Below are 26,973 nucleotides of genomic sequence, written 5' to 3'. Positions count from 1 at the left end.
CGGGCACCGGCCGCTTTTACGTGAATCCTGCAGCTTGTCAGCGGAAGCGTTGCTCAGTTGCCGGCCAGGGCCTGTGCATAGCCGGTGATCACGACGGCTACACCGAACATCAGAACCAGCACCATGACCAGGTCAGGCTTGCGCTTCATCTTCGACTCCTTGCTTGTGCTGACTTGCATGGGCGACATCACCCGGTGCTCGGCTTCGGTGGCGAACGTCGCGCAAAATGCGGCTTTACCGCGGCCGGATAGCACCGATCTGCCGAATCGAGGGCGAGGGTAGCGGATGAGGCCGGGCATGACAACTCTCATGCCCGGGTATCCCTCTGGTGGACGATACCAGGAAAGGACTCGGGATCCACCGAGCAGGGGCCGCCGCGGCAGGCGGCGCAGCCCGAAAGTGTGCACTCACTATCGCTTCACCGACCGGACATCAGGCCATGAACAGCCGATAGGCCGGATTGTCGGTTTCCTTCCAGTAGCGGTAGCCGATGTCGTCGAAGTAACCCTGAACGTGGGACAGATCATCAGCGGGCACCTGCATGCCGACCAGCACCCGGCCATAGGCCGCCCCGTGATTGCGGTAATGGAAGAGCGAGATATTCCAGTCCTGGGGCAGATGTGTCAGAAAGTTCATCAGCGCACCCGGGCGCTCGGGGAACTCGAAGCGATAGACCTCTTCGGCGAACTGCTCCTGGGGCCGCCCGCCCCCCAGGTGACGGATATGCAGCTTGGCCAGCTCATTGTCGGTCAGGTCTTCCACCGTATAGCCCGCTTCCTGCAGCTTGTCGATCACGGCCTGGCGGTCCTCGCCTCCGGGCTTGACCTGCACACCGACAAAGATGTGCGCGGACTCCGGATCGGCATAGCGATAGCTGAACTCGGTCACCATGCGCTTGCCGATGGTGCGGCAGAACTTCTTGAAGCTGCCGGGCCGCTCCGGGATGGTCACCGCCAGGATGGCCTCGCGCTGTTCGCCGAGCTCGGTGCGCTCGGCGATGTGCTGCAGCCGATCGAAATTGGTATTGGCCCCGGAGTTGATGCAGACCAGCGTCTCGCCGCTGACCCCGGTGGTCTGGATATACTTCTTGAGCCCCGCCAGCGACAGGGCGCCCGAGGTCTCGGAGACGGCACGCGTCTCCTCGAAGATATCCTTGACCGCCGCGCACATTTCGTCGGTGTTGACGGTGATCACCTCATCGATGAGGTCACGCATCAGGGCGAAGGGGGCTTCACCGATCTGCGCCACGGCCACCCCTTCGGCGAACACGCCCACCTGATCCAGGATCACCCGCTCGCCGCATTCCAGCGCTGCCTTGAGGCAGGCACTGTCTTCCGACTCGACCCCGATGACCTTGACCTCCGGCCGCAGGTACTTGACGTAAGCGGCGATACCGGCGATCAGGCCGCCTCCGCCGACCGGCACGAAGATGGCGTCCAGGGGCGTGGCCTGCTGACGCAGGATTTCCATGCCCACGGTGCCCTGTCCGGCAATGACGTCGATATCATCGAAGGGCGGGATATAGGTGTAGCCATGCTCCTGGATCAGCTCCTGGGCATGGGCCGCCGCCTCGGCGAAGGCATCGCCCTTGAGCACGACCCTGGCACCGCGCGCGCGCACCGCCTGTACCTTGATTTCCGGGGTGATGCGCGGCATCACGATGACCGCCTTGACGCCCATCAGCTTGGCCGCCATGGCCAGCCCCTGGGCATGGTTGCCGGCCGAGGCGGCGATGACGCCCTTGGCCTTCTGCTCGTCGGTCAGCTGGGCCATGCGATTGTAGGCCCCGCGAATCTTGAAGGAGTGGACCGGTTGCAGGTCCTCGCGCTTGATCAGGATCTGGTTGTTGAAACGACGGGAAAGAAAGGGAGCCGGCGACATCGGCGTTTCCCGAGCCGCTTCATAGACCCGGGCCTGGAGGATTTTCTTGACGGTGGCTTCGAGCATCCTGATATCCCAATGGGGTAGCGCATGAAGATCGCGATCGCCGGACCGGCGTCGCACGCAATATCTCTACAAAGATACAGTGTCGGCGGTTCGCGAGAACGCCTCACGAACCAAGAGCAGGGTAAACCTTTATTGGTAGCATCCCGCCTGCCATGGCGTCCAGCACGGCACCGCGTTATCCCCTATAATGGCGCCGCATTCGCCATCTTCCGCAAGCGAGTACCACCATGAATCAGGACGACCTCAAGGACGCCGTGGCCGCCGCCGCCCTCGACGAGATCCGCCCGCTGCTCGGGCAGGACATCATCATCGGCATCGGCACCGGCTCGACCGCCAACCGCTTCATCGACCAGCTGGCCGACCTGCGCGGCGACTTCCGCGGTGCCGTCGCCAGCTCCGAAGCCACCGCGACGCGCCTGCGGGGTCATGGGATCGAGGTTTTCGAACTCAATGAAGCCGGCACGCTTCCCGTTTACATCGATGGTGCCGACGAAGTGAATGCTCACTTCCACATGATCAAGGGCGGCGGCGCGGCGCTGACCCGCGAGAAAATCGTGGCGGCCTGCTCGAAGCGCTTCGTGTGCATCGCCGATGCCTCCAAGCGTGTGGAGCACCTCGGCGACTTTCCCCTGCCCATCGAGGTGATCCCCATGGCGCGCTCCTATGTGGCACGGGAGCTGGTCAAGCTGGGGGCCGACCCGGTCTATCGCGAGGGCGTGGTGACCGACAACGGCAACCAGATCCTCGATTGCTACGAATTCATGATCGATGACCCGGTCGCCATGGAGGCCCGCCTCAATGCCATCGTCGGCATTGTCACCAATGGCCTGTTCGCGGCACGCGGTGCCGATGTGCTGCTGCTGGGCACCGAGCGGGGCGTGGAGCGTTCGACGCCCTGAGTCGTCGGCCCGGGTCGATCGGGCGGGCGCTGTGGCGCATCAGGGGCGCCATAGCGTAAGCAAGCACTCACTTCTCCGGCAAGAGCCGCGCCAGGCCTTCCAGGGTAGCGTGCAAGGCCCCTCGGTTGGCCTCGACCACGGCGCGGCCCGCCTCGGCGAGCCGCGCCCGCTCCGGCGCATCACCGAACAGGCGCAACAGTGCCTCCGCCAGGGTCGCGCTGTCCTGAACCTCGACCAGCGCCGACGACTCGCGCAGGGTCGCCGCGAGATCCTCGAAATTGGCCAGCTCGGGACCGGTCAGCACGGGGATGCCCATGGCCGCCGGTTCGAGCAGGTTGTGCCCGCCCACGGGCACCAGGCTGCCGCCGACGAACGCGAGATCGGCGGCGCCATAGAGCGCCCCGAGCTCGCCCATGGTGTCGCCCAGATACACCGCCGTGGTCGCCGCCGGGATGTCACCCGCCGAACGCCGCACGCATGCCATGCCCGAGCTCGCGCACAGCTCGGCGACGGCCTCGAAGCGGCGCGGATGACGCGGTACCAGGATCAACAGGCTGTCGGGCAACGCCTGGCGCAGCCTGGCATGCGCCGCCAGCACCACTTCATCCTCGCCGGGATGCGTCGAGCCGGCCACCCAGACGGGGCGCGATCCCAGACTTGTTCGTAAGCGCTCACTTACCTCGGAAGACTGATCATCAGCGGCCATGTCGTACTTCAGCGAGCCGGTGATCGAGGTCGCATGCACGGCCATGCCGAGGGCCTGGAAGCGCCTGGCGTCCTCGGGTGACTTGGCACCCAGCCAGTCGACATGCGACAGGGCCTCGGCCATCAGGCGCGATAGCCGCCGGTAGCTCGCCAACGAGCGCGCCGACAGCCGCCCGTTGACGACCGCCACGGGCACCTCATGGCGCTCGCAGGAAGCCAGCAGATTGGGCCACAGCTCGGTTTCGAAGAAGATCGCCAGGGCCGGCTGCAGTCGCGTCACGAAACGCCGCGCCGCGCCGGGCAAGTCCAGGGGCACGAAGTAATGACTCACTTCGCTGCCACCCCCTTCACGCTGCAGACTTTCTGCCAGTGCCATGGCACGCTCGGCGCCGGTGGCCGTCATGGTGGTGATCACCAGGCGGTGCCGGGGATAGCATCGGTACAGGGACTCGATCAGCGAGCGCGCAGCCTGGACTTCGCCGACCGAGGCACAGTGCAACCAGATCGGTCGCCGGCGATCGCTGGCGACGGGCACCCGGCCGAGCCGTTCCATGCGGCTGCGGCCGGGCAGGTGCTCGCGCCACACACGCCACCACAGCAGCGGCGTCAGCAACAGCAGAACCGCGGAATAGACACGCCTGGCCCAGGGGTGGCCACCGGCCATCAGCGCTCTCGATCCAGGATGGTCGAAATCATGGCGGTGGTGGAAACGCCATCCTCGAAGTCCAGCACCCTGACCTCGCCGCCGGCGGCACGCACCGCGTCTCCCCCGGCAATGTCCTCGGGCCGATAGTCACCGCCCTTGACCAGCACATCCGGCAGGACCGCCTCGATCAGGTGCTGCGGGGTATCCTCGCTGAACGGCACCACCCAGTCCACGGCCCCCAGGCCGCTCAGTACCTGCATGCGCCGCGCCAGCGGGTTGATGGGCCGCGAGGGGCCCTTCAGCCGGCCGATGGAGGCGTCGTCGTTGACCGCCACGATCAAGCGATCACCGAGCTGGCGGGCATGCTCCAGATAGGCCACATGCCCGGCATGCAGGATGTCGAAGCAGCCGTTGGTCATGACGACGCGTTCGCCACGCGCCTGGGCGGCGCGCACGGCTTCACACAGCGGCGCCGCCTCGATGGCACCGAACTCGGCCAGCTTGTCGCCGTGCAGCGCCGTATACAGCTCGGCAATCGACAGGGTGGCGGTACCCGGCTTGGCGACCACCAGTCCGGCGGCCAGGTTGGCCAGCGTCATCGCCTCGGCAAAGCCGTGCCCTGCCGCCAGGGCCAGGCCCAGCACGCCGATGACGGTATCGCCGGCCCCGGTTACGTCGAACACCTCGCGCGCCCGGGTCGGCAGATGCAGCGGCTCTGCGCCATCGCGGATCAGCGTCATGCCGCGCTCGCTGCGCGTGATCAACAGCGCCTCGAGCCCCAGCTCGGCGCGCAGGCTCTCGCCCCGCGCCGCCAGGGTGGCATCATCCGGACATGGGCCCATCACCGCCTCGAATTCGGCCAGGTTGGGCGTGATGACGTTGGCACCACGGTAACGGGTGAAATCGGTGCCCTTGGGGTCGACCAGGACACGCTTGCCGGCGCGACGCACACGCTCGATCAAGCCACCGACGTCACTCAGGGTGCCCTTGCCGTAATCCGACAGAATCACCAGATCGGCGTCCGGAAGGGCGAGCTCTACCTGCTCGGCCAGCCCCTGCGTATCGACCTTGCCCAGCCCTTCCTCGAAATCGAGGCGAATGAGCTGCTGGTTGCGACTCATCACCCGCAGCTTGGTAATCGTCGGGATTTGCGCGCTACGTGCGAAGTAAGTGCTTACATCGGCATCTTCGAGGCGCTGCGTCAGGCGATCGGCATTGTCGTCATCGCCCACCAGGCCGGCCAGACCGGCCCGGGCTCCCAGCGAGGCGATATTGAGCGCCACGTTGGCGGCACCCCCGGGGCGGTCCTCGGCATCCTCGACCCGCACCACCGGCACCGGTGCCTCGGGCGAGATGCGCGAGGTGCCGCCATGCCAGTAGCGGTCCAGCATGACATCCCCCACGACCAGCAGGCGCGAGCGCTCCAGGGCCGTCAAATCAAGTTTCATCGGCAGGCTCCGTTGTCTGATGAGGCGCGGGCAGCGCCAGCACGGCCTCGAGGCGTTCGATTACCTCATCGGCACGAATCAGCGACATGGCATCCGGATGGCGCACGCGCTGTCCCCAGGGCACGCTGTCAGCTGCCTTGTGCAAGTACTCACTCACTGCCTGGGGGTAGCGGTTGACCACGAACTCGCGCCATCGATAAGGCCCTGCCCGGTCGGGGTTGGTCGTGGCATACAGGCCGACGGTCGGGGTGTTCATGGCATTGGCCATGTGCACCGGCCCGGAATCCGGCGCGATGACCGCCTGCGCCGCGTCGATCAGCGCCAGCAACCCCTTCAGCGATGACTCGCCAATCGCGTCGATGACCGCCCCCGACCGGGCCCGAGCGGCAATGAGCTGTCCCATCTCGCGCTCCTGGGTACTGCCACCGCCGGTCAATACCGTCTTCAGGCCATGCTGCATCCAGGCATGCTCGACAACGGCGGCATAACCCTCGGCGGACCAGTTGCGGAAATTGCGCAGCCGCGGATTAGCACAGGGGCTCATGAGGATATAGGGCGCGCCGGCGGTGAAGCCGGCGGCTTCCTGACGGGCCGCTTCGGGCACGGCCAGGGACCACTCCAGCGACAGATCGTCGACGCCCATCAGGCGCGCAAAGTCGAGGAACGACTCGAGCACGTGCGCCCGGGCGTGCGGCGCCAGCTGGCGATGAGTGAACCAGTGCTGGCCATCCTTGGCGCGCGCCTTGTCGTAGCCGATGCGCAGATCCGCCTTGAGGCCCAGCGACAAGACGCTGGCCCGCAATGCCTGCTGCATGTGCAGCAGGACGTCGAAGCGCGTGTCCGCCAGCTGGCGCCAGAGTTGGCGCATGCCGGCAAGGCCCGAGGCCTTGTCATAGACGATGAACTCGACCCCGGAAAGTCCGGCCAGTAAACTGTGCTCGCCCTTGCCGATGATCCAGGTGATGCGCGCCTCGGGCCACTGGCGTTGCAGCGCGCGTATCGTCGGCACCAGGTTGCAGACATCGCCCAGGGCGGAAAGGCGCAGCACACCAATGTGCTCGGGTCGGGCGGGCAGAGGATGCTTCATGCGATTGGCAACGTTTCGAAACGGAAAGACCTGCATTCTATATGATGCGGATAGTTTATGTGACGCCAACGGGACGCCACAAATCGAACCCGCCACCCTCGCGCCCGATTACTGGCGTCACAGCGGCAGGATCCTCGGAGAAGCCCCGGGGCGCGGGGCCAGCCTGTTCCTCGACGCCGGTGACGACCAGTGGGTCCTGCGCCCCTATCGTCGGGGAGGCCTGGTTGCGCACCTCAGCCAGAACCGTTACGTGTGGCGCGGCGCCGACCATAGCCGCGCCTTCCGCGAAATGCGCCTGACCGCCCAGCTGCATGAACAGGGCCTGCCGGTGCCCCGCCCGGTCGCCGCCCGGGTGACGCGGCACTGGCTGACCTATGAGGCCGCCCTGATCACCGTGCGTCTGCCCGGCGCCCGCGCCCTGGCCGACTGCCTGGACGAGGCGGATGACGACCTGCTGCAGCGCGTGGGCCGCACCATCCGGCGCTTTCACGCTGCAGGCCTGGATCATGTCGACCTCAACGCCCGCAACCTGCTGGTCGATGCCGAGGCGAGCGTCTGGCTGATCGACCTTGACCGCTGCCGCCTGCGCCGCCCCGGCAGGTGGCAACAGGCCAACCTGACGCGTCTGGAACGCTCGCTGCACAAGCACCTGACTCCGGATATCGCCTCGCACGTCACCCGACAGATTCAGCATGGTTATGGATAAATTGTCCCCGACCAGACTTTTGCGCTGGGAAACCCGCCATCTCGGCAGCACGCCGGCGCTGCTGGTCGAGCTCGGTGTGTTGAGCACGCTGCTGTATGCCTTCACCAAGGTCCACTTCGATGCTGTAGGCAGCCTGGCCAAGGGCGCGCTCATTCTGGTGAGCCTGACAGCCTTGACCCTGTATGGCAGACCGGTCTGGCGACACACGGCCTTTCGCTTTCTGGGTATCGCCCTGGGCTTTGCGATCCTCCACTGGTTATTCATCTGGATGACGCTCGAGTCCCTGGCACGGGATTACCCCAAGCTCGACCACATGGCGCGCCTGTTCATCTTTCTGCTGCTGGCCTGGTGGCTGGCCGGAAGCACTCGCAACACCCTGATATTCTGGGGCATTGCTGCCCTGGCGGTGGTGTCGTCGCCGTGGATCGCGGGTGACGGGCTGAACGACTTCCAGCGCGGCTTCGCGGGACAGCGCATCGGCTTTGGCATTCGCAACGTGCAGCATGCCGCCATGTTCTTCGGCACCGCCCTGCTGGGCTTGCTGATCTTCCTGCCACGCCTGCTGCAGGCGCGTGGTCGCTACTGGATGCTGCCGCTCTGGGCCCTGGCGTTGAGCGTCCTGGTCGCCGGTGTGCTGATCGCGCAGACGCGGGCTACCTGGCTGGGACTGATGGTCGCGGCCAGCCTGTTGATGGCCGGATTGCTGTGGCATCACCGGCGCCGGATTCGCTACCTGCCGTTGCTGGTGCTGCTGAGCATCGCCGGGGGCGGCTATCTGTTGGTCTCCAATCCGGTGTTCATGGAGCGCCTCACGGCCGAGGCCGATGTCATCCACCAGCTGCTGCAGGGCAACTGGGACGCCGTGCCCCTCTCCACGGAGAGCAACCGTTCCAGCATCGGGGAGCGCCTGTACAGCTGGCGTGGCGCCTGGGAAATGATTCTGCAGCGCCCGCTGCTGGGCTGGGGTGACAATGGCGTGACCTGGCTGTTCGACAACATCGATTACAACCAGGCGCATTACCAGAACCTGGACTTCGGTCACCTGCACAACCTGTACATCGAGATCAGCCTGCAATACGGTCTGATCGGCCTGGTCGGCTACTTCGGCCTGCTCGGCTGGCTGGTCCGCCATTCGCTCAAGGCCTGGCAAGCCGGCCGCATGCCCGGCGATATCATGGTGTTCACCCTGACCTTTGTGGTCTTCTGGAGTGTGGTCAACCTGTTCGAGTCCTACTGGTTCTTCTGGACCGGCGCGCTGCTCTTCAACCTCGTCGTGGCCGGCTCCCTGACGCATATCTGGGCACCGTCCCTCCCCGGCCAGGCCCAGGAGAGTCACCGATGAACATCCTGCTGTGCGCCGACGAAGCCTATATCGACAAGGCGGCCACCGTGATGGCTTCCGTGCTGTGCCATGCCAGCCGGCCCGCGGAGATCACCTTTCATCTGTTGGGTCACGACGTCAGTACGGCTTCACGAGTCAGGCTGGAAGCCTGGTTCGCCAACCTGCCCGCCAGCCTGCGCTTTACCGAGACGCTCGACAGCCCCATGCCGCAATGGCAGACACTGGCGCTGGGGCGCTTTGGCCCCGCCGCCATGCTGCGCCTGAGCATGGAACAGTGGCTGCCCGCCGAGGTGGCAAGCGTCGTCTATCTGGACTGCGATGTCCTGGTGCTCGATGACATCGCCCGACTCGGAGAGGTCGACCTGCAGAGTCGGGCACTGGGTGCCGTCATGAATCTGCAGAACGGGCCCGAGGACCGCCTCGGCACCCCCCATACGGCGTATTTCAATTCGGGCCTGCTGCTGGTGGATCTCGAACGCTGGCGGTCGCGCCGGGTCGTCGCGGGGATTCAACAACGGCTTGCCGAAGGTTCGGGCCCCGACTGGCGCTATCCCGATCAGGACGCCCTGAACCTGATTTTCCCTGACTGGCGGCGCCTGCCCTTGCGCTGGAACATGCAGCCCTATGCCTACCCGGCCACCGAGAAAGGCGTCGCGCACTATGTCGACCATCACCGGGAGCTGGTCGAGGCCGTGGAGCGGCCCGCCATGGTGCACTTCATCGGTGCCACCAAGCCCTGGCATGGAAGCTGCCGACACCCGCTGGCCCCGCTCTTCCACGAGTACATGCGCCTCACCCCCTGGGCTCCGACCCGGGCAGGCACGCCGCCCACTCTGAGGCAACGCTTGCGACGGGCCATGCAGCTGCCGAGGATGTGGCGCCGACGCCGTCGCCTTCGGCAAGCCCCCAGCCTGACGCTGCCCGTAACCGACCGAGAGGCGCGCTGATGAGAACCCTGATCGTCGTTCGTACCCTGAAAGTCGGTGGCATGGAGCGGGTGGCAGTCAATCTGGCGGATGCCTTCGCCGAGCAGGGGCATGACAGCCATTTGATGTACTTCAAGGCGCGCCCGCCCCAGCTCGCTCCACGGGATGAGCACGTCAGGGTGCATCACTTCGCCCTGTCGCGTGCCATGTGGACGTCGGGTCTGGGTGGCCCGGTGGATATCCTGGCGCGCGTCGCCAACAGCCTGGTGCGCAAGAGCCACTCGCTGATTGCCGGCTGGTGGGCGGGTCGCCTCTTCGCACGCGAGCTGGCACGGCTGGAAGACGAGTACGGGCGCTTCGATCGCATCATCTTTCGGGGCATGGGCACCTTCGAGGCGGTCTGGTCCTTTCACGATGCCCGTGCCTGCTATGTGCTGGAGAACGTCCTGGGACTGAGTCGCGAGCAGGACCGACTGGCACACCACAAGGCACGCTGCCTGTTTCACGACAAGCACCTGGTCTGCGTGTCCTCCGGCGTCGCGACACAGGTCGGGGAGACACTGGACACCCTGGGGGCCACACCGGCCTCCCTGCGCACCATCACCAACCCCTGCCCCATCGACGAGATTCGCCGCGCCGCCACGGAGACTTCAGCGGCCAGCCGCTATCCACCCTACCTGCTCAATGTGGCCCGTCTCGTGCCGCAGAAGAATCAGCGACGGCTGCTCGAGGCCTATGCCCTGATGACGACACCGATCCCGCTGGTCATCGTCGGCGAGGGGCGCCTGCGCGCGGAGCTGGAAGAGCAGGCCAGGTCGCTGCAGATCGCCGAGCGGGTGCACTTCGTGGGCAATCAGCTCAACCCCTACCCCTGGATGCAACAGGCCCGGCTGTTTGTGCTCAGCTCGAACCACGAGGGCCTGGGCATCGTGCTGCTGGAAGCCCTGGCCTGCGGCACCCCCGTGGTCAGCGTCGATTGTCCCGGCGGGGTGCGGGATATCATGCAGGGTGAGCTGGCCGACCACCTCTGCGAGATGACCCCCGAGGCCCTGGCCGAGTGCCTGGACCGAACGCTCGCGGCCGACGGCTATGCCATAGACGACGCCTGGCTGAATGCCTTCGCGCCGACCCGGATTGCCGCCCAGTTTCTGCAGGAGCCTGCCGACTCATGATTTCCGCCAATATCATCACCCTCGACGAAGCCGACCATATCGCCGACTGCATCGCCTCGGTGCGCCAGGTCTGCGATGACGTCGTGGTCGTGGACTCCGGCAGCCAGGATGCCACCGTGGCGATTGCCGAGTCCCTCGGCGCGCGGGTGGTGCACCAGCCCTATCTGGGCGATGGCCTGCAGAAGAACATTGCCCTTGAGCATGTCCAGCATGACTGGGTGCTGAGCGTGGATGCCGACGAGCGCCTGACGGCCGAGATGGTGGAGGCGATCCGCCGCCTGGACCTGGCCGCTACCCCGCATGACGGCTTCGCCTTCCGCCGCCGCAACATGGTCGGCTCGCGCTGGATACGGGTGTGTGGCTGGTATCCCGATTATTGCATCCGCCTCTATGATCGTCGGCGCACGCGCTTCGGCGAGGTCAAGCAGCATGCCAGTGTCGGCGCCGCCAACGTCAGACAGCTCGATGCCGACCTCTGGCACTACTCCTTTGCCAACCTCGGCGAGCTCTTCACCAAGGCGGCGCGCAATTTCAGCGGCCGCTCCGCCAAGATCATGTATCAGAAGGGCAAGCGCGCCAACGGCTGGTCACCGTTCCTTCACGGGCTGGCCGCTTTTGTTCGCAAGTATTTGTTTCAAAAGGGATTTATGGGCGGAGTCGATGGCCTTTCGGTGGCGTTGAGTGCCAGCCTGAACAGCTATCTGAAATATGCCAAGCTGCTGGAATATCAGCGCGATCCCCAGGTGCTGGCCAATGAAGATTTCAACAAGGTCTGGTGAGTCATGCGGGTAACACACGTCAACCTGGCCCGCGGTTTTCGGGGCGGCGAGCGCCAGACCGAACTGCTCATCCGCGCCCTGAGCCATGAGGGGCTCGACCAGCAGCTGGTCTGCCGCCGGGACTCGCCGATGCGCGAGCACCTGGCCGGAGTCCCGGGGCTCGGCTTCGTCACCGCGGATCATCAGCTGGGCGGGCAATGGCGGGCCGGGCCGGCGGACGTCGTCCATGCCCATGACGCCAAGGCCGTGCACTGGGCCTGGCTGCAGCACCGGCTCAGGGGCACCCCTTACCTGATCACCCGCCGCGTGGACACGCCGGTCAAGGACAAGGCCATCAACCGCCTGTGCTATCGCCAGGCGGCCCGGCGGGTGGCCATCTCGCGCCCCATCCAGGCACAGCTGGAGGCACGCCACTGGGGTGACATCGAGCGTATCCCCAGCGCCCATGCCGAGCTGACCACGGACCCGGTCGCCACTCAGGCCTTTCGCGAGACCTTTGCGGGCAGGTTCCTGGTGGGCCACGCCGGTGCCCTGGTCGATCGCCACAAGGGCCAGCGGGTGCTCCTCGAGAGCGCTCGACAGTTGGCCACGCAGCGCCCCGAGATGCACTTCGTGCTGCTCGGCGAAGGCCCGGATGGCGAAGCGCTGCGCGCGGAATCCGGTGACCTGAGCAATGTGAGCTGGCTGGGCTTCAAGGACAACATTGCCGATTACCTGGCGGGCCTGGATGTGTTTGCCTTCCCTTCGCGCAACGAGGGCCTGGGGTCCGTGCTGCTGGATGTCATGCAGCTCGAGGTACCGATCATCGCCAGTGACGTGGGTGGCATTCCCGATCTCGTCGAGCACGCCGCCACCGGGTTATTGTTCCCCCCCGGGGATGCCGCCGCCCTGGCGGAAGGGCTGAAGCGCCTGTGCGACGATGCCGACCTGGCTGCCGGGCTGAGTCGGGAAGCCAGCGAGCGTCTGCTGAGTTACAGCCCGCAGGCCATGGCCGAGGCGTATCTGCGTCTCTATCGCCAACTATAACGCACGCATTATCAGGAGTTGTTCCAGTGAGCCCCGTCACTGCCAAGGCACACAAGAACCTGCATAAAGTCGGCATCTACTCGGGCCATGCCGCTCAGCGACTGGTTCCCGCCGCCTGGCTGCGGCATCAGCGCGAGCGGCTGCTGCGCCAGCTGCAAACCCTGCCCCTGGCCGAGCAGAACGCCATCCGCCAGCGCGTGCATTACTGCAACCGCCTGAGTGCGCCGACCGCGCTACCACCGACCACCAGCAGCCTGGCGGACTTCCCGCGCGAGAAGAGCCGTTCCTACCAGCTGGACCTGGTGGCCATGCTGCGTTACTTCCCGCCGCAGCTGCGCTTCTGTCACCTGTTCGGTGACATCACCGACATCCCCGAGGTGCCGACCCTGGTCAAGAGTCGCCCGATCACCGACGACAACCACAACAGCGTGCTGCTCAAGCTCAATCGCGTGCGTCACTACTACCTGCCCCGCGACCGGCTGAGCCATGAACAGAAGAAGCCACTGGCGGTGTGGCGCGGATCCTGCCACCAGGATCATCGGCGCCGGTTTGTCGAGACCTTCCATGACCACCCGCGCTGCAATATTGCCGATATCCATCCCAATGCCGCCGGCAAGCCCTGGCATGGCGACTTCATGTCGGTCGACGAACAGTTGCAGTATCGCTATATCATCAGCCTGGAGGGCAAGGACGTGGCCACCAACCTGAAGTGGATCATGGCCTCCAATTCACTCTGCCTGATGCGTCGGCCGCGCTTCGAGACCTGGTTCATGGAAGGGCGCCTCGAGCCCGGCGTTCACTATGTCCCGCTCAAGGACGACTATTCCGACCTGGACGACCAGCTGGCCTACTATGACGCCCACCCGGAAGAAGCCAGAGCCATCATTCGCCGCGCCAACCGCTACGTCGATACCTTCAGGGACCAGGCGCGCGAGCGCCTGATCGGGCTGCTGGTGCTGCACAAGTACTTCGCCGATTCCGGCCAGCTCCCGCCCCTCGATCTGCCCGGCGGCGACTGACACCCGCCGTTTCCCGCCGGGGCGGAGTGTGACAAGCTGGGCGGATAACCCGAGTGACCCTGTGCCGCCCTGATGCCACCGCCAATGAAGAAACTGCTCGCTACCCTGCCTGCCACCTGGCAGGGCCCCCGCTGGTGGGCCCTGCTGGTCCTCGGGCTCGCCCTCGGCTATGCCACGGCGACCGTCACCCAGCTGTCCCACTGGGTTCTGGTGCCCGTCACGGCCGCCTGGCTGATGATGGCGCATACCCTGCGCTGGGGCGCCAGGTCGCCCCAGCCGGCGTCGCGCACCTGGCCCTGGTCGCTGCTGCCACTGATCCTGTGGGGCATCTATGTCTACCTCGCCGACAGCTTCGGCATCGTCGACCTGGGTGCGGTCTTCTTCCATCTGCAGGCCGGCATCAGTGAACATGGCGGCGGCGAGCGCACCCTGGTCGGGCTCGTCTATACCCTGGCCATGCTGCCCATTCTGGCGTCCTTCACCTGGCTGGTGCGGCACGACCGCCGCTGGCGACTTGTCGAGCGTCTGCTGGCCCTGGCCCTGCTGGCCAGCAACCCCTTGCTGTATGGCATCGGTCAGCGGGGTGCGGCCGTCGTCACCGAGGAAGGCGCCTGGCTGGATCAGCGCTATGTGGCCCCGGTGATACTCGAGGCACCGGAGGCCCCGCCCAACCTGCTGGTTCTCTATCTGGAAAGCCTCGAGCGCACCTACGCCGATCGCCAGCGCTTCGACGATGTCTATGCGCCGCTCGGCACCCTGGGCGATCAGGGCGTGGTCTTCGAGGGGGTCCGCCAGGTCGACAATACCGGCTGGACCATGGCCGGCATGATCGCCAGTCAGTGCGGTGTGCCGCTGATGCCGGCGGGGCTTTTGCATGACAGCCAGCTGGAGCCCCTGGAACGGGTCGTGCCCGGCGTGAACTGCCTGGGTGACCTGCTGGCCGATCAGGGCTATGAGCTGACCTACATGGGCGGCGCCAGCAAGGCGTTTGCCGGCAAGGGGCGCTTCTATCAGGGCCATGGGTTTTCCCGCGTACTGGGACGTGATGACCTCACCCCACGCCTGCGGTCACCGCAGGACCTCAACAGCTGGGGGCTCTTTGATGATGACCTCTACGCCTTGACCGTCGAGGAAATTCGCCGCCTGGACGCCCGGCCAGGGCCCTGGGGGCTGGTCAACCTGAGTCTGGCCACCCATCCGCCCTATGGCTACCCGCCCGGCGAGTGCCGGCAACGCCAGGGCGAGTTCGACGGCGCCGATATCCTCTACAGCGTGGAGTGCTCGGCCCGCATGGCCCATGATCTGGTCAAGCGACTGGCCGGCGAAGGGTTGCTCGAGAATACCCTGGTGGTCATCGCCAGTGACCACCTGTCGATGCGTGTCTCAGCCTGGGAGCAACTGACGGCGGGGCCACGCAGCAACACCTTCATGCTGCTGGGCAATGATCTGACGCCGCGGCGCATGAAGGTCGAAGCCTCGACCATGGACGTCCTGCCCACCATTCTCGAGGGCATGGGCTTCACCATCGACTGGCACCGTGCCGGTCTGGGCGTCTCGTTGTTCGCGGATGAGCCCACCCTGGTCGAAGAGCATGGCATGGCGACGCTCAACGCACGTCTCAAGCGCGAGACCGCGCTTCACGAGCGGCTCTGGCAGGGGCTGGATATCGGCGGCATGGCGCCGGATGAGGTTTCTCTCTCGCCTTCGGAAGGCGAATAGCCCGCTGCTGCCTGCCAGGAGGTGCATCGGGCAGCCGCTTCACGAGGAGGCTGGGTCCGACGCTGCCAGAATGGCCCTCAGCAGACGTTGCGGCGACAGCTGGTTGAGGCAGTTGGTGTGCCCCAGGGGGCAGGTTCGCTGGAAGCAGGGCGAGCACTCCAGCGCCAGGTAATGGATATCGGCGTCCGGGGTCAGCGGTGGCGTATAGGCCGGCGACGAGGAGCCATAGACCGCCTGGATCCGGGTTCCCGCTGCGGCAGCAACATGCATCAGCCCCGAATCATTGGTCACCGCCTGCGCGCAGTCGGCCAGCAGGTCCACGGCGTCGCCCAGGCGCGTCTTGCCACACAGGTTGTGCACGCCCTCGATGCCCTCGGCAATCTCGTCCCCGGCGGCGGCGTCCTTGGGGCCGCCCATCACGCGGACCTCATGCCCCCTGGCTACCAGCGCCTCGGCCAGCTCACGAAAATACGCCAGCGGCCATTGCTTGGCAGGGCCATATTCGGCGCCGGGCATCATGGCGATGGCCGGCCGCGCACTCAGTCCGAGCCGCTCCTGCAGCTGGGCCAGATTGTCGGAGTCGAGCCGCAGCGCTGGCCGCGGCAGCGCAAAGTCGCCACCGGCGGCTTCATCGGCCGGCAGGCCGAGCGCCACGAAACGCTTCACGGTCTGGTCGAGAACCGTCTTGTCGAGGTGTCGGCGTTCATTGAGCAGGCCGTACCGCTGTTCGCCGGTAAAGCCGACACGTCGCGGTATACGCGCCAGGAAGGGCACCAGAGCGGCTTTCCACGAGCGGGGCAGGATGATGGCCCGGTCGAAGCGTCCGCGCAGCTCAGCGGCCAGCTGACGGCGTGTCGCCCAACCGAACTCACCGTGCCCGACCTCCAGGCCCGCCACTTCATCGACTTCTGCCATGCGTTCGAGAATCGGCCGCGACCAGGCCGGCGCCACGACCCCGATCCGCGCCCTCGGCTGACGCGCCTTGAGCGTCTTGAACAGGCTCTGGGCCATGACCATGTCGCCGACCCAGGCGGGGCCGACGACCAGGATGCGCTCTGCCGTGGCCGCCTCAGCCATTCAGCCACTCCAGATAGGCCCGCACGCCCTCGGCCACCGTACGGAACTCGCGGTCGTAACCCGTCTCGCGCAGCCGCTCGACATCGGCGCGGGTGTAGCTCTGGTAACGACCCTTGAGGCTCTCGGGGAAGTCGATGTACTCGATCTCGCCCTTGCCGTAATAGTCGATCACCGCCTCGCCGATCGCCTTGAAAGGCTCGGCACGCCCGGTTCCCAGGTTGAAGATCCCCGAAGCCTGGGGATTATCGAGGAACCACAGGTTCACATCGACCACATCGCCCACATAGATGAAGTCGCGGCTCTGCATTCCGGCAGCGTAACCGTCCCAGGCGCCGAACAGCTTGAGATTCTCCCCGCCGCTGATCTGGGTGTGATGGTGGAAGGCCACGCTGGCCATCTTGCCCTTGTGCTGTTCGCGCGGGCCATAGACATTGAAGTAGCGAAAGCCGACGACCTGGCTCTCGAACTCGTCGTGGCGCGCCCGCACGTACTGGTCGAAGAGCAGCTTGGAGTAGCCGTAGACGTTGAGTGGCTTCTCGTGCTCGGGGTCTTCACGAAAGACCTCGCTGCCCCCGTAGATGGCAGCCGAGGAAGCATAGAGGAAGGGGATGCCCTTCAGCTGACAGAAATGCAGCAGCTCCTTGGAATACTCGAAGTTGTTCTCGAGCATGAAACGGCCATCCCACTCGGTGGTATCCGAGCAGGCGCCTTCATGGAAGACCGCCTCGATGGGGGGCAGATGGGATGACTCGCCATTCAATGCGGCCCGCACCCTCGCCAGGAAGTCATCCTTGTCGAGGTAGTCGCCCAGCGTGCAGTCGGCCAGGTTGATGAACTTGGTGCCGTCGCGAAGGTCGTCGACCACCAGGATGTCGTCACGGCCTCGTTGATTGAGGGCCTTGACCAGATTCGAGCCGATGAAGCCGGCTCCGCCTGTCACTACGATCATGAGATTCCTCTAGACTCCGGGCCTGCGGCTATAACCGATCTGCCTGTGATTGTATACTTGACGGCTCGTGAATTCATGGCCAACGGTGCTTTCGCAATGACACAGTCGACGCCAGACGTGACAACCTTCCAGGGCTTGATCCTGGCCCTGCAGCAGTACTGGGCCGAAAAGGGCTGCGTGATCCTCCAGCCCCTGGACATGGAGGTCGGGGCTGGAACCTTCCATACGGCCACCTTCCTGCGCTCCATCGGCCCCGAGACCTGGAACGCGGCCTATGTACAGCCCTCCCGCCGCCCGACTGACGGTCGCTACGGCGAGAACCCCAACCGCCTCCAGCATTACTACCAGTTTCAGGTGGTGATGAAACCCTCGCCGGCCGAGCTGCAGGAACTCTACCTGGGCTCGCTGAAGTGCCTGGGGATCGATCCGCTGGTCCACGACATACGCTTTGTCGAGGACAACTGGGAGTCGCCGACGCTGGGTGCCTGGGGGCTCGGCTGGGAAGTCTGGCTGAACGGCATGGAGGTGACCCAGTTCACCTATTTCCAGCAGGCCGGCGGCCTGGAGTGTTATCCCGTCACCGGCGAGCTGACCTATGGTCTCGAGCGCATTGCCATGTACGTCCAGGATGTCGACAGTGTCTACGACCTGGTCTGGACGGTCGCGCCGGACGGCAGCCGCGTCACCTATGGCGACGTCTTCCTGCAGAACGAGCGCGAGCAGTCGACCTACAACTTCGAATATGCCGATGTCCCGGAACTGTTCAAGGCCTTCGACCACCAGGAAGGCGAGTGCAACAAGCTGCTCGATGCCAGACTGCCTCTCCCGGCCTATGAACAGGTGCTGAAGGCCTCGCATACCTTCAACCTGCTCGATGCCCGCCACGCCATCTCGGTGACCGAGCGTCAGCGCTATATCCTGCGTGTGCGCACCATGGCCCGTGACGTGGCTCACGCCTACTACGAATCCCGCAAGGCCGCCGGCTTCCCGCTGGCTTCCGAGGCCCTGCGCCAAGAATTGCTGGCGAACGAGTCGCCTGCCGAACAGGGAGACGCTTGATCATGGCCGCCGATACCTTTTTGCTCGAACTGGGCGTCGAAGAACTGCCGCCGGGCGCCATCGATACGCTGTCGGATGCCCTTGCCGAGGGCATTCGCCAGGGGCTGGATGACGCCAATGTCGAACACGGCCAGGTCGTCGCCTTCGCCAGTCCTCGCCGCCTGGCGGTCCAGGTGGCCCGGTTGGCCGACAAGCAGCCCGACCGCGAGGTCGAGCGCCGTGGCCCGTCCCTCGCCGCCGCCTTCAAGGATGGCGAACCCACCAAGGCCGCCGAAGGCTTCGCCCGCTCCTGTGGCGTCGGCGTCGATGAACTGATCCACCTGGAAACCGACAAGGGCACCTGGCTGGGCTACCGCGAGCAGCAGATCGGCGAGGCCACTACCTCGCTGCTGCCGGCGATTGTCGAGCACGCCATCACCGCCCTGCCCGTTCCCAAGAACATGCGCTGGGGCGCCTCGCGGGTCGAGTTCTCGCGTCCGGCCCATTGGCTGGTCATGCTCTACAGCAAGCAGGTGGTCGAGGCCTCGGCGCTGGGGCTGCAATCCGGTCGCACGACGCGCGGCCATCGCTTCCACGCCCCGCAGGCCTTCGACCTGGATCACGCCGATGACTATCTGGCCTGCATGGAGAACGCCTGGGTGCTGGTGGACCGCGACAAGCGTCGCGAGCGCATTCGCGAACAGGTCCTCGCCGAAGCCGAGGTCAACGAGGCCACCGCGGTCATCGACGAGGAACTGCTGGTCGAGGTCAGTGGTCTGGTGGAATGGCCTGTCGCCCTGACCGGCAGCTTCGACGAACGCTTCCTGGAAGTGCCGGCCGAGTGCCTGGTGTCCTCGATGAAGGCCAACCAGAAGTACTTTCACCTGCTCGATGCCGAAGGCAATCTGCGCCCCCAGTTCATCACCATCGCCAATATCGAGAGCCAGAAGCCGGAGCTGGTCATCGACGGCAACGAGAAGGTCATTCGCCCTCGCCTGGCGGATGCTGCCTTCTTCTATGACACCGATCGCCAGCGTCCCCTCGGCGAGCGCATCAAGGAGCTCTCCAGCGTGGTCTTCCAGCAGCAGCTGGGCACGCTGGCCGACAAGGCCCACCGCAGTGGTGCCATTGCCGCTTTCATCGCCAACCGTATCGGAGGTGACGTCAACCAGGCGCAACGTGCCAGCGAGCTGGCCAAGTGCGACCTGGTGACCGAGATGGTGCAGGAGTTCCCCGAGCTCCAGGGCACCATGGGCCGCTATTACGCCACCCATGACGGCGAATCGCACGAGGTGGCCCGTGCCCTCGAAGAGCAGTACCTGCCGCGCTTTGCCGGTGACGAGGTGCCCGCTACCGCCACCGGCCTGGCCCTGGCACTGGCCGACCGTCTCGACACCCTGACCGGCATCTTCGGCATCGGTCAGCGCCCCAGTGGCACCAAGGATCCCTTCGCCCTGCGTCGCGCCTCCATCGGGGTGCTGAACATCCTGATCAAGGCCGGGCTGGACCTGGACCTGCGCGAGCTCCTCGAGCTGGCCGCTTCCCAGCACCAGAACCTGCCAAAGGCCCAGGGGCTAGTCGACGAGGTGCAGGCCTACATGCTCGATCGCTTCCGTGCCTGGGCCCGCGACGAAGGCATCGGCGCAGAGGTGTACCTGGCCGTGCGCAGCCGTCCGGTCACCAAGCCTCTGGACTTCGCACGTCGCCTGCAAGCCGTGCATGCGTTTGCCGCTCGAGAAGAGGCCGCCGCTCTCGCCGCCGCCAACAAGCGCGTCGCCAATATCCTCGCCAAGCAGGGTGGTAGCGCAGGCCTCGATGTCGATACCGGGCTGCTTCAGGAAGACGCCGAGAAGGCCCTCTGCGAGGCAGTGACGGCCTGCCGGCAACAGGTGGACCCGTTATTTGCCGAAGCCCGCTACAGCGACGCTCTGGACGTCCTGGCGGGCCTTCGCCAGCCGGTCGACGACTTCTTCGACCAGGTGATGGTCATGGCCGACGATGACGCCGTAAAACGCAATCGCCTGGCGCTGTTGGCCAGCCTGCAGGGGCTCTTCCTGGAAGTGGCGGATATCGCCGAGTTGTCCTGAGTCGGTAAAACCTCAGGGTTGAGCGGCTCACAGGCGGGGATGTAACCCTTCCCCGATGACACAGGGGGCGTGTTTCACGTGAAACACGCCCCCTGCCTTTCAAGGCCCCGTCCACTCCCTGACGGCGCCCTGATCCGGTTCCAGCCTCCCCCCCCCCCTCCGTTTCAGACCTTCTACACCCTTCACCCTTCTTCCTTTCAGCCACCAGGCGACTTCCTCAACGGCCAATCAGGTCACTCACCGGCACGCCATCCATGTTCCACGTGAAACACTCTCGCTTTCACCTGGCTGACGCTCGACTCGGGAGACACAGGCTCCCCGCTTGCTGCCCTGGCTAACTTTTCCGCCCCTCCCACACCACCGAGTGACTGTCGGCATGTCAGACAGTGAATTCACTCAGGAGAGCCATATGTTTCACGTGAAACATTAACCCGCTGAGCAAGCTAATAATCAATACGGCACCACGAAAACAAGCGGCCCCTCTTCCCTCTTCCCTCTTCCCTCTTCCCTCTTCTCCCCTCACACCTCACACCTCACACCTCACACCTCACACCAACCCCGATTGTTTCACGTGAAACATCCTTCTACACTGGCGACTCCCCTGATCATGAAACAGCCGCCAGCCATGCCAACCAAGCTCGTCATTCTTGACCGCGACGGGGTCATCAACCAGGACTCCGACCACTACATCAAGTCGTTGGCGGAATGGATCCCTTATCCGAGCGCCATCCAGGCGATCGCACGCCTGACGCAAGCTGGCTGGACGACTGCCATCGCCACCAACCAGTCCGGCATTGCCCGCGGTTACTATGATGAGACCGAGCTCAAGCGCATGCACGATAGCCTGAATGCGCTGGTTGCCGAGGCCGGCGGCGAGATAGCCCATATCGCATACTGCCCCCATGGGCCGCACGACCAGTGTGCATGCCGCAAGCCTCTGCCTGGCATGCTGATCGATATCCGGGAAGCCCTCGGCCTGCAAACGCTGCAGGACAGCTGGATGATAGGCGATAGCCTCGGGGACCTTCAGGCCGGACAGGCCGCCGGCTGCCAGCAGGCGCTGGTATTGACAGGGAAAGGCCAGCGCACTCTCGACAGACACCCCGATATTGCCGCTTCCGACACACCGGTGTTTGAGGATCTGGCGGCCTTTACCGCATGGCTGTTGCATGACGGGGATAGCCGTTGAGGCTCGGTAGACTCGCCCGGGAACCAGGACAGCTGCCCTTTTCCGCTTCACTCAGGGGATGACCAACCCGACAGCCTCGTTTCACGTGAAACACCTTGCATGCATCCGACGCACCCCCTCTCACGCCATCTGCCGGGCTACCCAAGCGCGATACGTTTCAAGACTTGCGGTTACGGACTATTGCCGCCAACGCGAAGCGACGAACAGACCACCCCAGAGAATTGCGCCCATTAATCAATAACTTGGCATAAAAAAGCGCCACACCGACAGCATCGGTGTGGCGCTTCTGCTGTTGTCTGGCCACAGGCGAGCACTGGGAGTGTTTCACGTGAAACACTCCCTGGAGTCACAGGCTAGATATCCAGATTGGCCGTCAAGGCATTGCGCTCGATGAAGTCACGCCGCGGTTCGACCTCATCACCCATCAGGGTGTTGAACATCATGTCGGCGGCCACGGCATCCTCGATGGAGACCCGCAGCATGCGACGCGTGTTGGGGTCCATGGTGGTTTCCCACAGCTGCTCGGGGTTCATTTCGCCAAGACCCTTGTAGCGGGAGATGGAGAGGCCCCGCTGGGCTTCGTTCATCAACCATTCCAGGGCATCGTAGAAGTTGCTGACCGACTTCTTGCGCTCGCCGCGGGCAATATAGGCGCCCTCTTCCAGCAGGCCATCCAGGGTCTCGCCCAGCCCCGCCAGGGCGCGGTAATCGGCCCCGGTAATGAAGTCGACTCCCCAGACGTAGTTGGAAGTGGTGCCGTGGGCCGTCAGGCTGACCGCCGGCAGGAAGAAGCCGCGCTCGGAGTCTTCCTCGAGATGGAAGTGGTACCGAGGACCACCCTCATAGGAGACGATGGCATCCATTTCGGACTGCAGGTAGTCGATCCAGCTCTGCATGACGGCACGATCGCGCAGACTCTCCTCGCCCTGCAGCCTGGTGGCATGCACGATCTTTCTGAGCACGATGTCCGGGTAGACGCGAGACAGGCGATCGATACGGTTCATGACATCGCGATACTGGCTGACCAGGGCTTCGAGCTGTTCGCCTTCGATGCCGGGTGCATCGGCATTGACGTGCAGGCGTGCACCATCCAGTGCCGTCGTCGTCAGGTATTGGGTCAGGGCCTGCTCGTCCTTGAGGTAGCTTTCCTGCTTGCCCCGTTTGATCTTGTAGAGCGGCGGCTGCGCGATATAGACGTGGCCGCGCTCGATCAGCTGCGACATCTGACGGAAGAAGAAGGTCAGCAGCAGAGTCCGAATGTGCGAGCCATCGACGTCGGCATCCGTCATGATGATGATGGAGTGATAGCGCAGCTTGTCGGGATCGAACTCTTCGCGACCGATACCACAGCCCAGGGCCGTGATCAGGGTGCCAACCTCCGCGGATGACAGCATCTTGTCGAAGCGCGCCTTCTCGACGTTGAGGATCTTGCCCTTGAGGGGCAGGATGGCCTGGGTACGCCGATCGCGTCCCTGCTTGGCACTGCCGCCCGCCGAGTCACCCTCGACCAGGTAGAGTTCGGAAAGGCTGGGATCCTTTTCCTGACAATCGGCCAGCTTGCCGGGCAGACCGGCAATGTCCAGGGCACCCTTGCGACGCGTCATGTCGCGCGCCTTGCGGGCCGCCTCGCGGGCACGAGCGGCGTCCAGCATCTTGTTGACGATGGCCTTGGCCTCGTTCGGGCGCTCGACCAGATAGTCGGAAAACTGGCGCCCCATTTCCTGCTCGACGGCCGTCTTGACCTCGGAGGACACCAGCTTGTCCTTGGTCTGCGAGGAAAACTTGGGGTCCGGTACCTTGACGGAAATGATCGCCGTCAGGCCCTCGCGTGCATCATCCCCCGAGGTGCTGACCTTGGCCTTCTTCAGCAGCCCTTCGGCCTCGATGTAGTGATTCAGGCTGCGCGTCAGGGAGGCGCGAAAACCGGCCAGGTGCGTACCACCATCCCCCTGGGGAATGTTGTTGGTATAGCAGAAGATGTTCTCGGCAAAGGTGTCATTCCACTGCATCGCCACTTCGACGCCCACGCCATCCTCGCGCTCCACATTGAAGTGGAAGACCGGATTGAGGACCGTCTTGTTGGTGTTCAGATGGTCGACGAAGGCCCTCAGGCCGCCCTCGTAGTGGAAAAGCTCTTCCTTGCCGCTACGCTCGTCGGTCAGGCGAATGGCCACACCGGAATTCAGGAATGACAGCTCGCGCAAGCGCTTGGCCAGCACATCATAATGAAACTCGATGTTGTGGAAAGTCTCGGTGGAAGGCCGGAAATGCACTCGGCTGCCGCTTTGCTCGGTGGTGCCGACGACACTGAGTGGCGACTCGGCCACACCATGACGATAAACCTGCTCGTGGACCTGTCCCTGACGCCAGATGGTCAGCTTCAGCTCTTCGGAGAGCGCGTTGACGACAGAGACGCCGACGCCATGCAGGCCACCGGAAACCTTGTAGGAGTTGTCATCGAACTTGCCGCCGGCGTGCAGCACGGTCATGATCACTTCCGCGGCCGATACTCCCTCGCCTTCATGGATCTCGGTGGGAATGCCACGCCCATTGTCGCGTACCGTGATCGATTCGTCCGGATGAATCACCACCCCGATTTCACTGCAGTGGCCGGCAAGTGCCTCATCGATGGAGTTGTCCACCAGCTCGAAGACCATGTGGTGAAGGCCGGTGCCGTCATCGGTGTCGCCGATGTACATACCGGGCCGCTTGCGTACCGCATCCAGTCCCTTGAGAACCTTGATGCTCGATGAGTCGTAAGCTTGTTCGCTCATTGACTACTCCATCATGAAGTCTGTCTGTCCATTGGCAGCAGCTGCCCCTGGCCCACCTCGGCATGTTTCACGTGAAACATCGACACTGGTGTGTTCGGGTCCCACTGTTCCATCAAGGCGCCCGGATCCACACTGGTAATGAACGCCTGGCAGCGCATGTGCATCAGCCACTCACAGAAGATGCGCCTCCGGCCATCATCCAGCTCGGCGGGCAGGTCATCAATCAGATAGACGCATGAGCGCCCTGTGAGGCGTTCCAGGAGCCTGCCCTGGGCCAGCTTCAAGGCGCTCACCACGAGCTTCTGCTGGCCTCTGGAGAGGATCTCGACGGCAGGCCGGCGTCCGAGGCGAATGCTCAGATCGGCACGCTGTGGTCCCTGCTGAGTGAAGCCCATCTGCTGATCGGTTTCTCTACCTTGTTCCAGCACCTCGGCAAGCTCACGCTTGCGGTCCCAGCCGCGGGCATAGCGCAACTGCAGATCGGGCAAGCTGATAAGCCCCTCGAGCGTTTCCTGAAAGACGGGAAGAAAGGCATCCAGCCAGGCACGTCGCAGGTCATCCATGCGGGCGCCCCAATGCGCCAGCTCCCGCTCCCAGGCGCTCATTGATGCATCCTGCATTCTACCATGTCTGAGCAGGGCATTCCGATGCTTCAGCGCTCTTCTATAGCGTTTCCAGGCATCCAGAAAATCATGTTTCACGTGAAACACACCCCAGTCGACAAACTCACGCCTGCCGGCCGGTGAGCCTTCCAGCAGACGAAAGGCATCGGGATTGATCAGCTGCAACGGCAGCGTCTGCACCAGCTCGGACACCCGCCCTACCTTTTCGCCGGAAAGCCGCATTTCCAGCTCATCGGCATCGAGACGACGGCGTACCCCGACGGGAACCGGCGGCTCACCATCAAGACGTCCGTGTAACACCAGCTCGGAGGCATCGTGCGCGATGGCATTGCGCAGCTGCCGTGTCCGAAAGGAACGCCCCATGCCAAGCACATGAATTCCCTCGAGAAGACTCGTCTTGCCCGAGCCATTTTCACCGACGAAGACATTGATGCGTGGTCCGGGAGAGAGCTCGAGGGTCTTGAAGTTGCGCAGACCCTGGAAGGCGAGACGATCGAGAGGCATTGAGAAGAGGGTCCTGTTGCCGATGCCCTGTCAACCAGGGCACCGGCACGGCGAGTCAGGGTGATTGCGGAAGCGTCGCGCGCCATGACCCGGCCCGCACAGCAAGGCCGAGGCGGGCCGCCTGCCGTATGGCGCCAGCGGCAACGTCACGACTGCCTAGAGACGCATGGGCATGACGACATAGAGGGCATCGCCACCACCCGGCTCCTCCAGCAGGGCGCTGCTGTTGGGGTCGGCCAGGGTCAACTGAACACGATCCTCGTCCAGCACGCTCAGCACATCGACCAGATATCCGACATTGAAGCCGATCTCCATGGCCGGGCCGGTGTATTCGACACCGACATTCTCCTCGGCCTCTTCCTGTTCGGGGTTGTTGGCCATCACGCGCAGGTTGCCTTCCTCGAGATTCAGGCGCACACCGCGATACTTCTCGTTGGAGAGGATCGCCGTGCGTGACAGCACCTGGCGCAGCTCGGCACGATCGGCGATCAGCACCTTGTCGCCCCCCTTGGGCACCACGCGCTCGTAATCCGGGAACTTGCCGTCGACCAGCTTGGAGGTGAAGGTGAAATCGCCGGTATGGGCGCGCACATGGGTGGACCCCAGGGTGATGCTCACCGGGTCCTCGCCATCGTCCAGCAGGCGCACCAGCTCCATGACGCCCTTGCGCGGCACGATCAGCTTCTGCGCGGGCTCGACCTGCACTTCGGCAGAGCGCGACGCCACGGCCAGACGGTGGCCGTCCGTGGCAACGGTGCGCACCAGATTGGTACCGAATTCCAGCAACATGCCATTCAGGTAGTAGCGCACATCCTGCTGCGCCATGGCGAAGGAAGTGGCATCGATCAGGCGCTTAAGGGTGCCGCGCGGCAGGCTCAGTTCCGTGCTGGCCTGACCATCCTCGATGTTCGGGAATTCCGCCACCGGCAGCGTCGACAGCGTGAAACGCGAGCGGCCGCTGCGCAGCACGGCGCGATTGTCTTCCACCGCCAGCTGAATGTCCGATTGTTCGGGCAGCGACTTGCAGATATCCATCAGCTTGCGCGCCGGCACGGTGACCGAGCCGGCCTCATCGACCTGGTTGGCCACGGTGCGACCGATCAGCTCGACTTCCAGATCCGTGCCGGTCAGCGAGACCTGATCCTGCTCGACCTGGATCAAGACGTTGGACAGTACCGGCAGGGTCTGACGCCGCTCCACCACGCCGGCGACCAGAGTCAGCGGGCGCAGCAGCGCTTCTCGGGAAATGGAAAATTTCATGTCGACTCCACTTCTTGTCCTGGAGGGGTGTGAAGGAAGCACTGCATAAAT

The 26,973-nt window shown here is 64.5% G+C and carries 22 protein-coding genes; 12 read left to right on the top strand and 10 right to left on the bottom strand.

The window, feature by feature from the left end:
* Window positions 1–53: 53 nt before the first annotated feature.
* The gene (locus QWY79_RS07110; RefSeq protein ID WP_290271288.1) at window positions 54–299 is read right to left on the bottom strand and encodes a hypothetical protein; all 246 of its coding nucleotides are present in this window, start codon (window positions 297–299) and stop codon (window positions 54–56) included.
* A gap of 133 nt (window positions 300–432) precedes the next feature.
* Window positions 433–1,947, bottom strand: coding sequence for a threonine ammonia-lyase, biosynthetic (gene ilvA / locus QWY79_RS07105; RefSeq protein WP_290271286.1), 1,515 nt, complete (start codon window positions 1,945–1,947; stop codon window positions 433–435).
* Window positions 1,948–2,174: 227 nt separating this feature from the next.
* Here ilvA and rpiA point away from each other — a divergent pair, with 227 nt between their 5' ends.
* Window positions 2,175–2,846 (top strand): ribose-5-phosphate isomerase RpiA, encoded by a 672-nt coding sequence (gene rpiA, locus QWY79_RS07100; RefSeq protein ID WP_290271284.1) that lies wholly within the window; start codon window positions 2,175–2,177, stop codon window positions 2,844–2,846.
* A 67-nt stretch (window positions 2,847–2,913) separates the two neighbouring features.
* Here the strand turns inward: rpiA and waaA are convergent, their stop codons facing one another.
* From waaA to QWY79_RS07085, 3 genes are read right to left on the bottom strand one after another with little or no spacing between them, the layout of a single operon-like run.
* The gene (waaA, locus tag QWY79_RS07095; RefSeq protein WP_290271282.1) at window positions 2,914–4,215 is read right to left on the bottom strand and encodes a lipid IV(A) 3-deoxy-D-manno-octulosonic acid transferase; all 1,302 of its coding nucleotides are present in this window, start codon (window positions 4,213–4,215) and stop codon (window positions 2,914–2,916) included.
* Window positions 4,215–5,645, bottom strand: a complete 1,431-nt coding sequence (hldE, locus tag QWY79_RS07090) for a bifunctional D-glycero-beta-D-manno-heptose-7-phosphate kinase/D-glycero-beta-D-manno-heptose 1-phosphate adenylyltransferase HldE (protein WP_290271280.1) — start codon at window positions 5,643–5,645, stop codon at window positions 4,215–4,217. The genes waaA and hldE overlap by 1 nt, the downstream gene beginning before the upstream one ends.
* Window positions 5,635–6,732: a glycosyltransferase family 9 protein gene (locus tag QWY79_RS07085; protein ID WP_290271278.1), complete on the bottom strand. Its 1,098-nt coding sequence runs from the start codon at window positions 6,730–6,732 to the stop codon at window positions 5,635–5,637. Before QWY79_RS07085 ends, hldE begins: the two co-directional genes overlap by 11 nt.
* On the opposite strand from QWY79_RS07085, the gene QWY79_RS07080 reads away from it, so the two are divergent.
* The 8 genes from QWY79_RS07080 to QWY79_RS07045 all read left to right on the top strand — a co-directional run bounded on the left by QWY79_RS07080 (window position 6,731) and on the right by QWY79_RS07045 (window position 15,421).
* On the top strand, window positions 6,731–7,438 hold the full coding sequence (locus QWY79_RS07080; protein WP_290271276.1) for a 3-deoxy-D-manno-octulosonic acid kinase: 708 nt from the start codon (window positions 6,731–6,733) through the stop codon (window positions 7,436–7,438). The genes QWY79_RS07085 and QWY79_RS07080 overlap by 2 nt on opposite strands.
* Before the next feature lies 1 nt (window position 7,439).
* Complete coding sequence (locus tag QWY79_RS07075; RefSeq protein WP_290271274.1) at window positions 7,440–8,780, top strand: O-antigen ligase family protein; 1,341 nt, start codon at window positions 7,440–7,442, stop codon at window positions 8,778–8,780.
* Complete coding sequence (locus QWY79_RS07070; protein ID WP_290271272.1) at window positions 8,777–9,727, top strand: glycosyltransferase family 8 protein; 951 nt, start codon at window positions 8,777–8,779, stop codon at window positions 9,725–9,727. Before QWY79_RS07075 ends, QWY79_RS07070 begins: the two co-directional genes overlap by 4 nt.
* Window positions 9,727–10,878 (top strand): glycosyltransferase, encoded by a 1,152-nt coding sequence (locus QWY79_RS07065; protein WP_290271271.1) that lies wholly within the window; start codon window positions 9,727–9,729, stop codon window positions 10,876–10,878. Before QWY79_RS07070 ends, QWY79_RS07065 begins: the two co-directional genes overlap by 1 nt.
* Complete coding sequence (locus QWY79_RS07060) at window positions 10,875–11,657, top strand: glycosyltransferase family 2 protein (RefSeq protein ID WP_290271269.1); 783 nt, start codon at window positions 10,875–10,877, stop codon at window positions 11,655–11,657. Before QWY79_RS07065 ends, QWY79_RS07060 begins: the two co-directional genes overlap by 4 nt.
* A gap of 3 nt (window positions 11,658–11,660) precedes the next feature.
* The gene (locus QWY79_RS07055; protein ID WP_290271267.1) at window positions 11,661–12,683 is read left to right on the top strand and encodes a glycosyltransferase family 4 protein; all 1,023 of its coding nucleotides are present in this window, start codon (window positions 11,661–11,663) and stop codon (window positions 12,681–12,683) included.
* 26 nt (window positions 12,684–12,709) lie between these two features.
* A complete protein-coding gene (locus QWY79_RS07050) occupies window positions 12,710–13,702 on the top strand; it encodes a glycosyl transferase family 90 (RefSeq protein ID WP_290271265.1) in 993 nt (330 codons plus the stop codon).
* 84 nt (window positions 13,703–13,786) lie between these two features.
* A complete protein-coding gene (locus QWY79_RS07045) occupies window positions 13,787–15,421 on the top strand; it encodes a sulfatase-like hydrolase/transferase (RefSeq protein ID WP_290271264.1) in 1,635 nt (544 codons plus the stop codon).
* A gap of 39 nt (window positions 15,422–15,460) precedes the next feature.
* Here QWY79_RS07045 and waaF read toward each other — a convergent pair whose 3' ends face one another.
* Both waaF and rfaD read right to left on the bottom strand, forming a co-directional pair.
* Window positions 15,461–16,498, bottom strand: a complete 1,038-nt coding sequence (gene waaF / locus QWY79_RS07040) for a lipopolysaccharide heptosyltransferase II (RefSeq protein ID WP_290271263.1) — start codon at window positions 16,496–16,498, stop codon at window positions 15,461–15,463.
* A complete protein-coding gene (gene rfaD / locus QWY79_RS07035; RefSeq protein ID WP_290271262.1) occupies window positions 16,491–17,447 on the bottom strand; it encodes an ADP-glyceromanno-heptose 6-epimerase in 957 nt (318 codons plus the stop codon). Before rfaD ends, waaF begins: the two co-directional genes overlap by 8 nt.
* Window positions 17,448–17,543: 96 nt before the next feature.
* Between rfaD and glyQ the strand changes: the two genes are divergently transcribed.
* From glyQ to gmhB, 3 genes are all read left to right on the top strand, one after another.
* Entirely contained in the window at window positions 17,544–18,506 is a 963-nt protein-coding gene (gene glyQ / locus QWY79_RS07030) for a glycine--tRNA ligase subunit alpha (RefSeq protein ID WP_290271261.1), read from the top strand.
* 2 nt (window positions 18,507–18,508) lie between these two features.
* The gene (gene glyS, locus QWY79_RS07025) at window positions 18,509–20,572 is read left to right on the top strand and encodes a glycine--tRNA ligase subunit beta (RefSeq protein WP_290271260.1); all 2,064 of its coding nucleotides are present in this window, start codon (window positions 18,509–18,511) and stop codon (window positions 20,570–20,572) included.
* A 625-nt stretch (window positions 20,573–21,197) separates the two neighbouring features.
* Window positions 21,198–21,761 carry a D-glycero-beta-D-manno-heptose 1,7-bisphosphate 7-phosphatase gene (gene gmhB / locus QWY79_RS07020; protein ID WP_290271259.1) on the top strand — a complete coding sequence of 188 codons (564 nt, stop codon included), beginning with the start codon at window positions 21,198–21,200 and terminating at the stop codon, window positions 21,759–21,761.
* A gap of 353 nt (window positions 21,762–22,114) precedes the next feature.
* On the opposite strand, the gene gyrB is transcribed toward gmhB, so the two are convergent.
* From gyrB to dnaN, 3 genes are all read right to left on the bottom strand, one after another.
* Window positions 22,115–24,535 carry a DNA topoisomerase (ATP-hydrolyzing) subunit B gene (gyrB, locus tag QWY79_RS07015; RefSeq protein WP_290271258.1) on the bottom strand — a complete coding sequence of 807 codons (2,421 nt, stop codon included), beginning with the start codon at window positions 24,533–24,535 and terminating at the stop codon, window positions 22,115–22,117.
* 11 nt (window positions 24,536–24,546) lie between these two features.
* Complete coding sequence (gene recF, locus QWY79_RS07010) at window positions 24,547–25,662, bottom strand: DNA replication/repair protein RecF (RefSeq protein WP_290271256.1); 1,116 nt, start codon at window positions 25,660–25,662, stop codon at window positions 24,547–24,549.
* 156 nt (window positions 25,663–25,818) lie between these two features.
* Window positions 25,819–26,922 carry a DNA polymerase III subunit beta gene (gene dnaN / locus QWY79_RS07005; protein WP_290271255.1) on the bottom strand — a complete coding sequence of 368 codons (1,104 nt, stop codon included), beginning with the start codon at window positions 26,920–26,922 and terminating at the stop codon, window positions 25,819–25,821.
* Window positions 26,923–26,973: the final 51 nt, after the last annotated feature.

The sequence above is a fragment of the Halomonas sabkhae genome (assembly GCF_030409265.1).
Lineage (GTDB): Bacteria > Pseudomonadota > Gammaproteobacteria > Pseudomonadales > Halomonadaceae > Halomonas > Halomonas halmophila.
The sequence above is the reverse complement of the archived record's forward strand: the minus strand, read 5'-3'. Positions and strand labels throughout refer to the sequence as shown.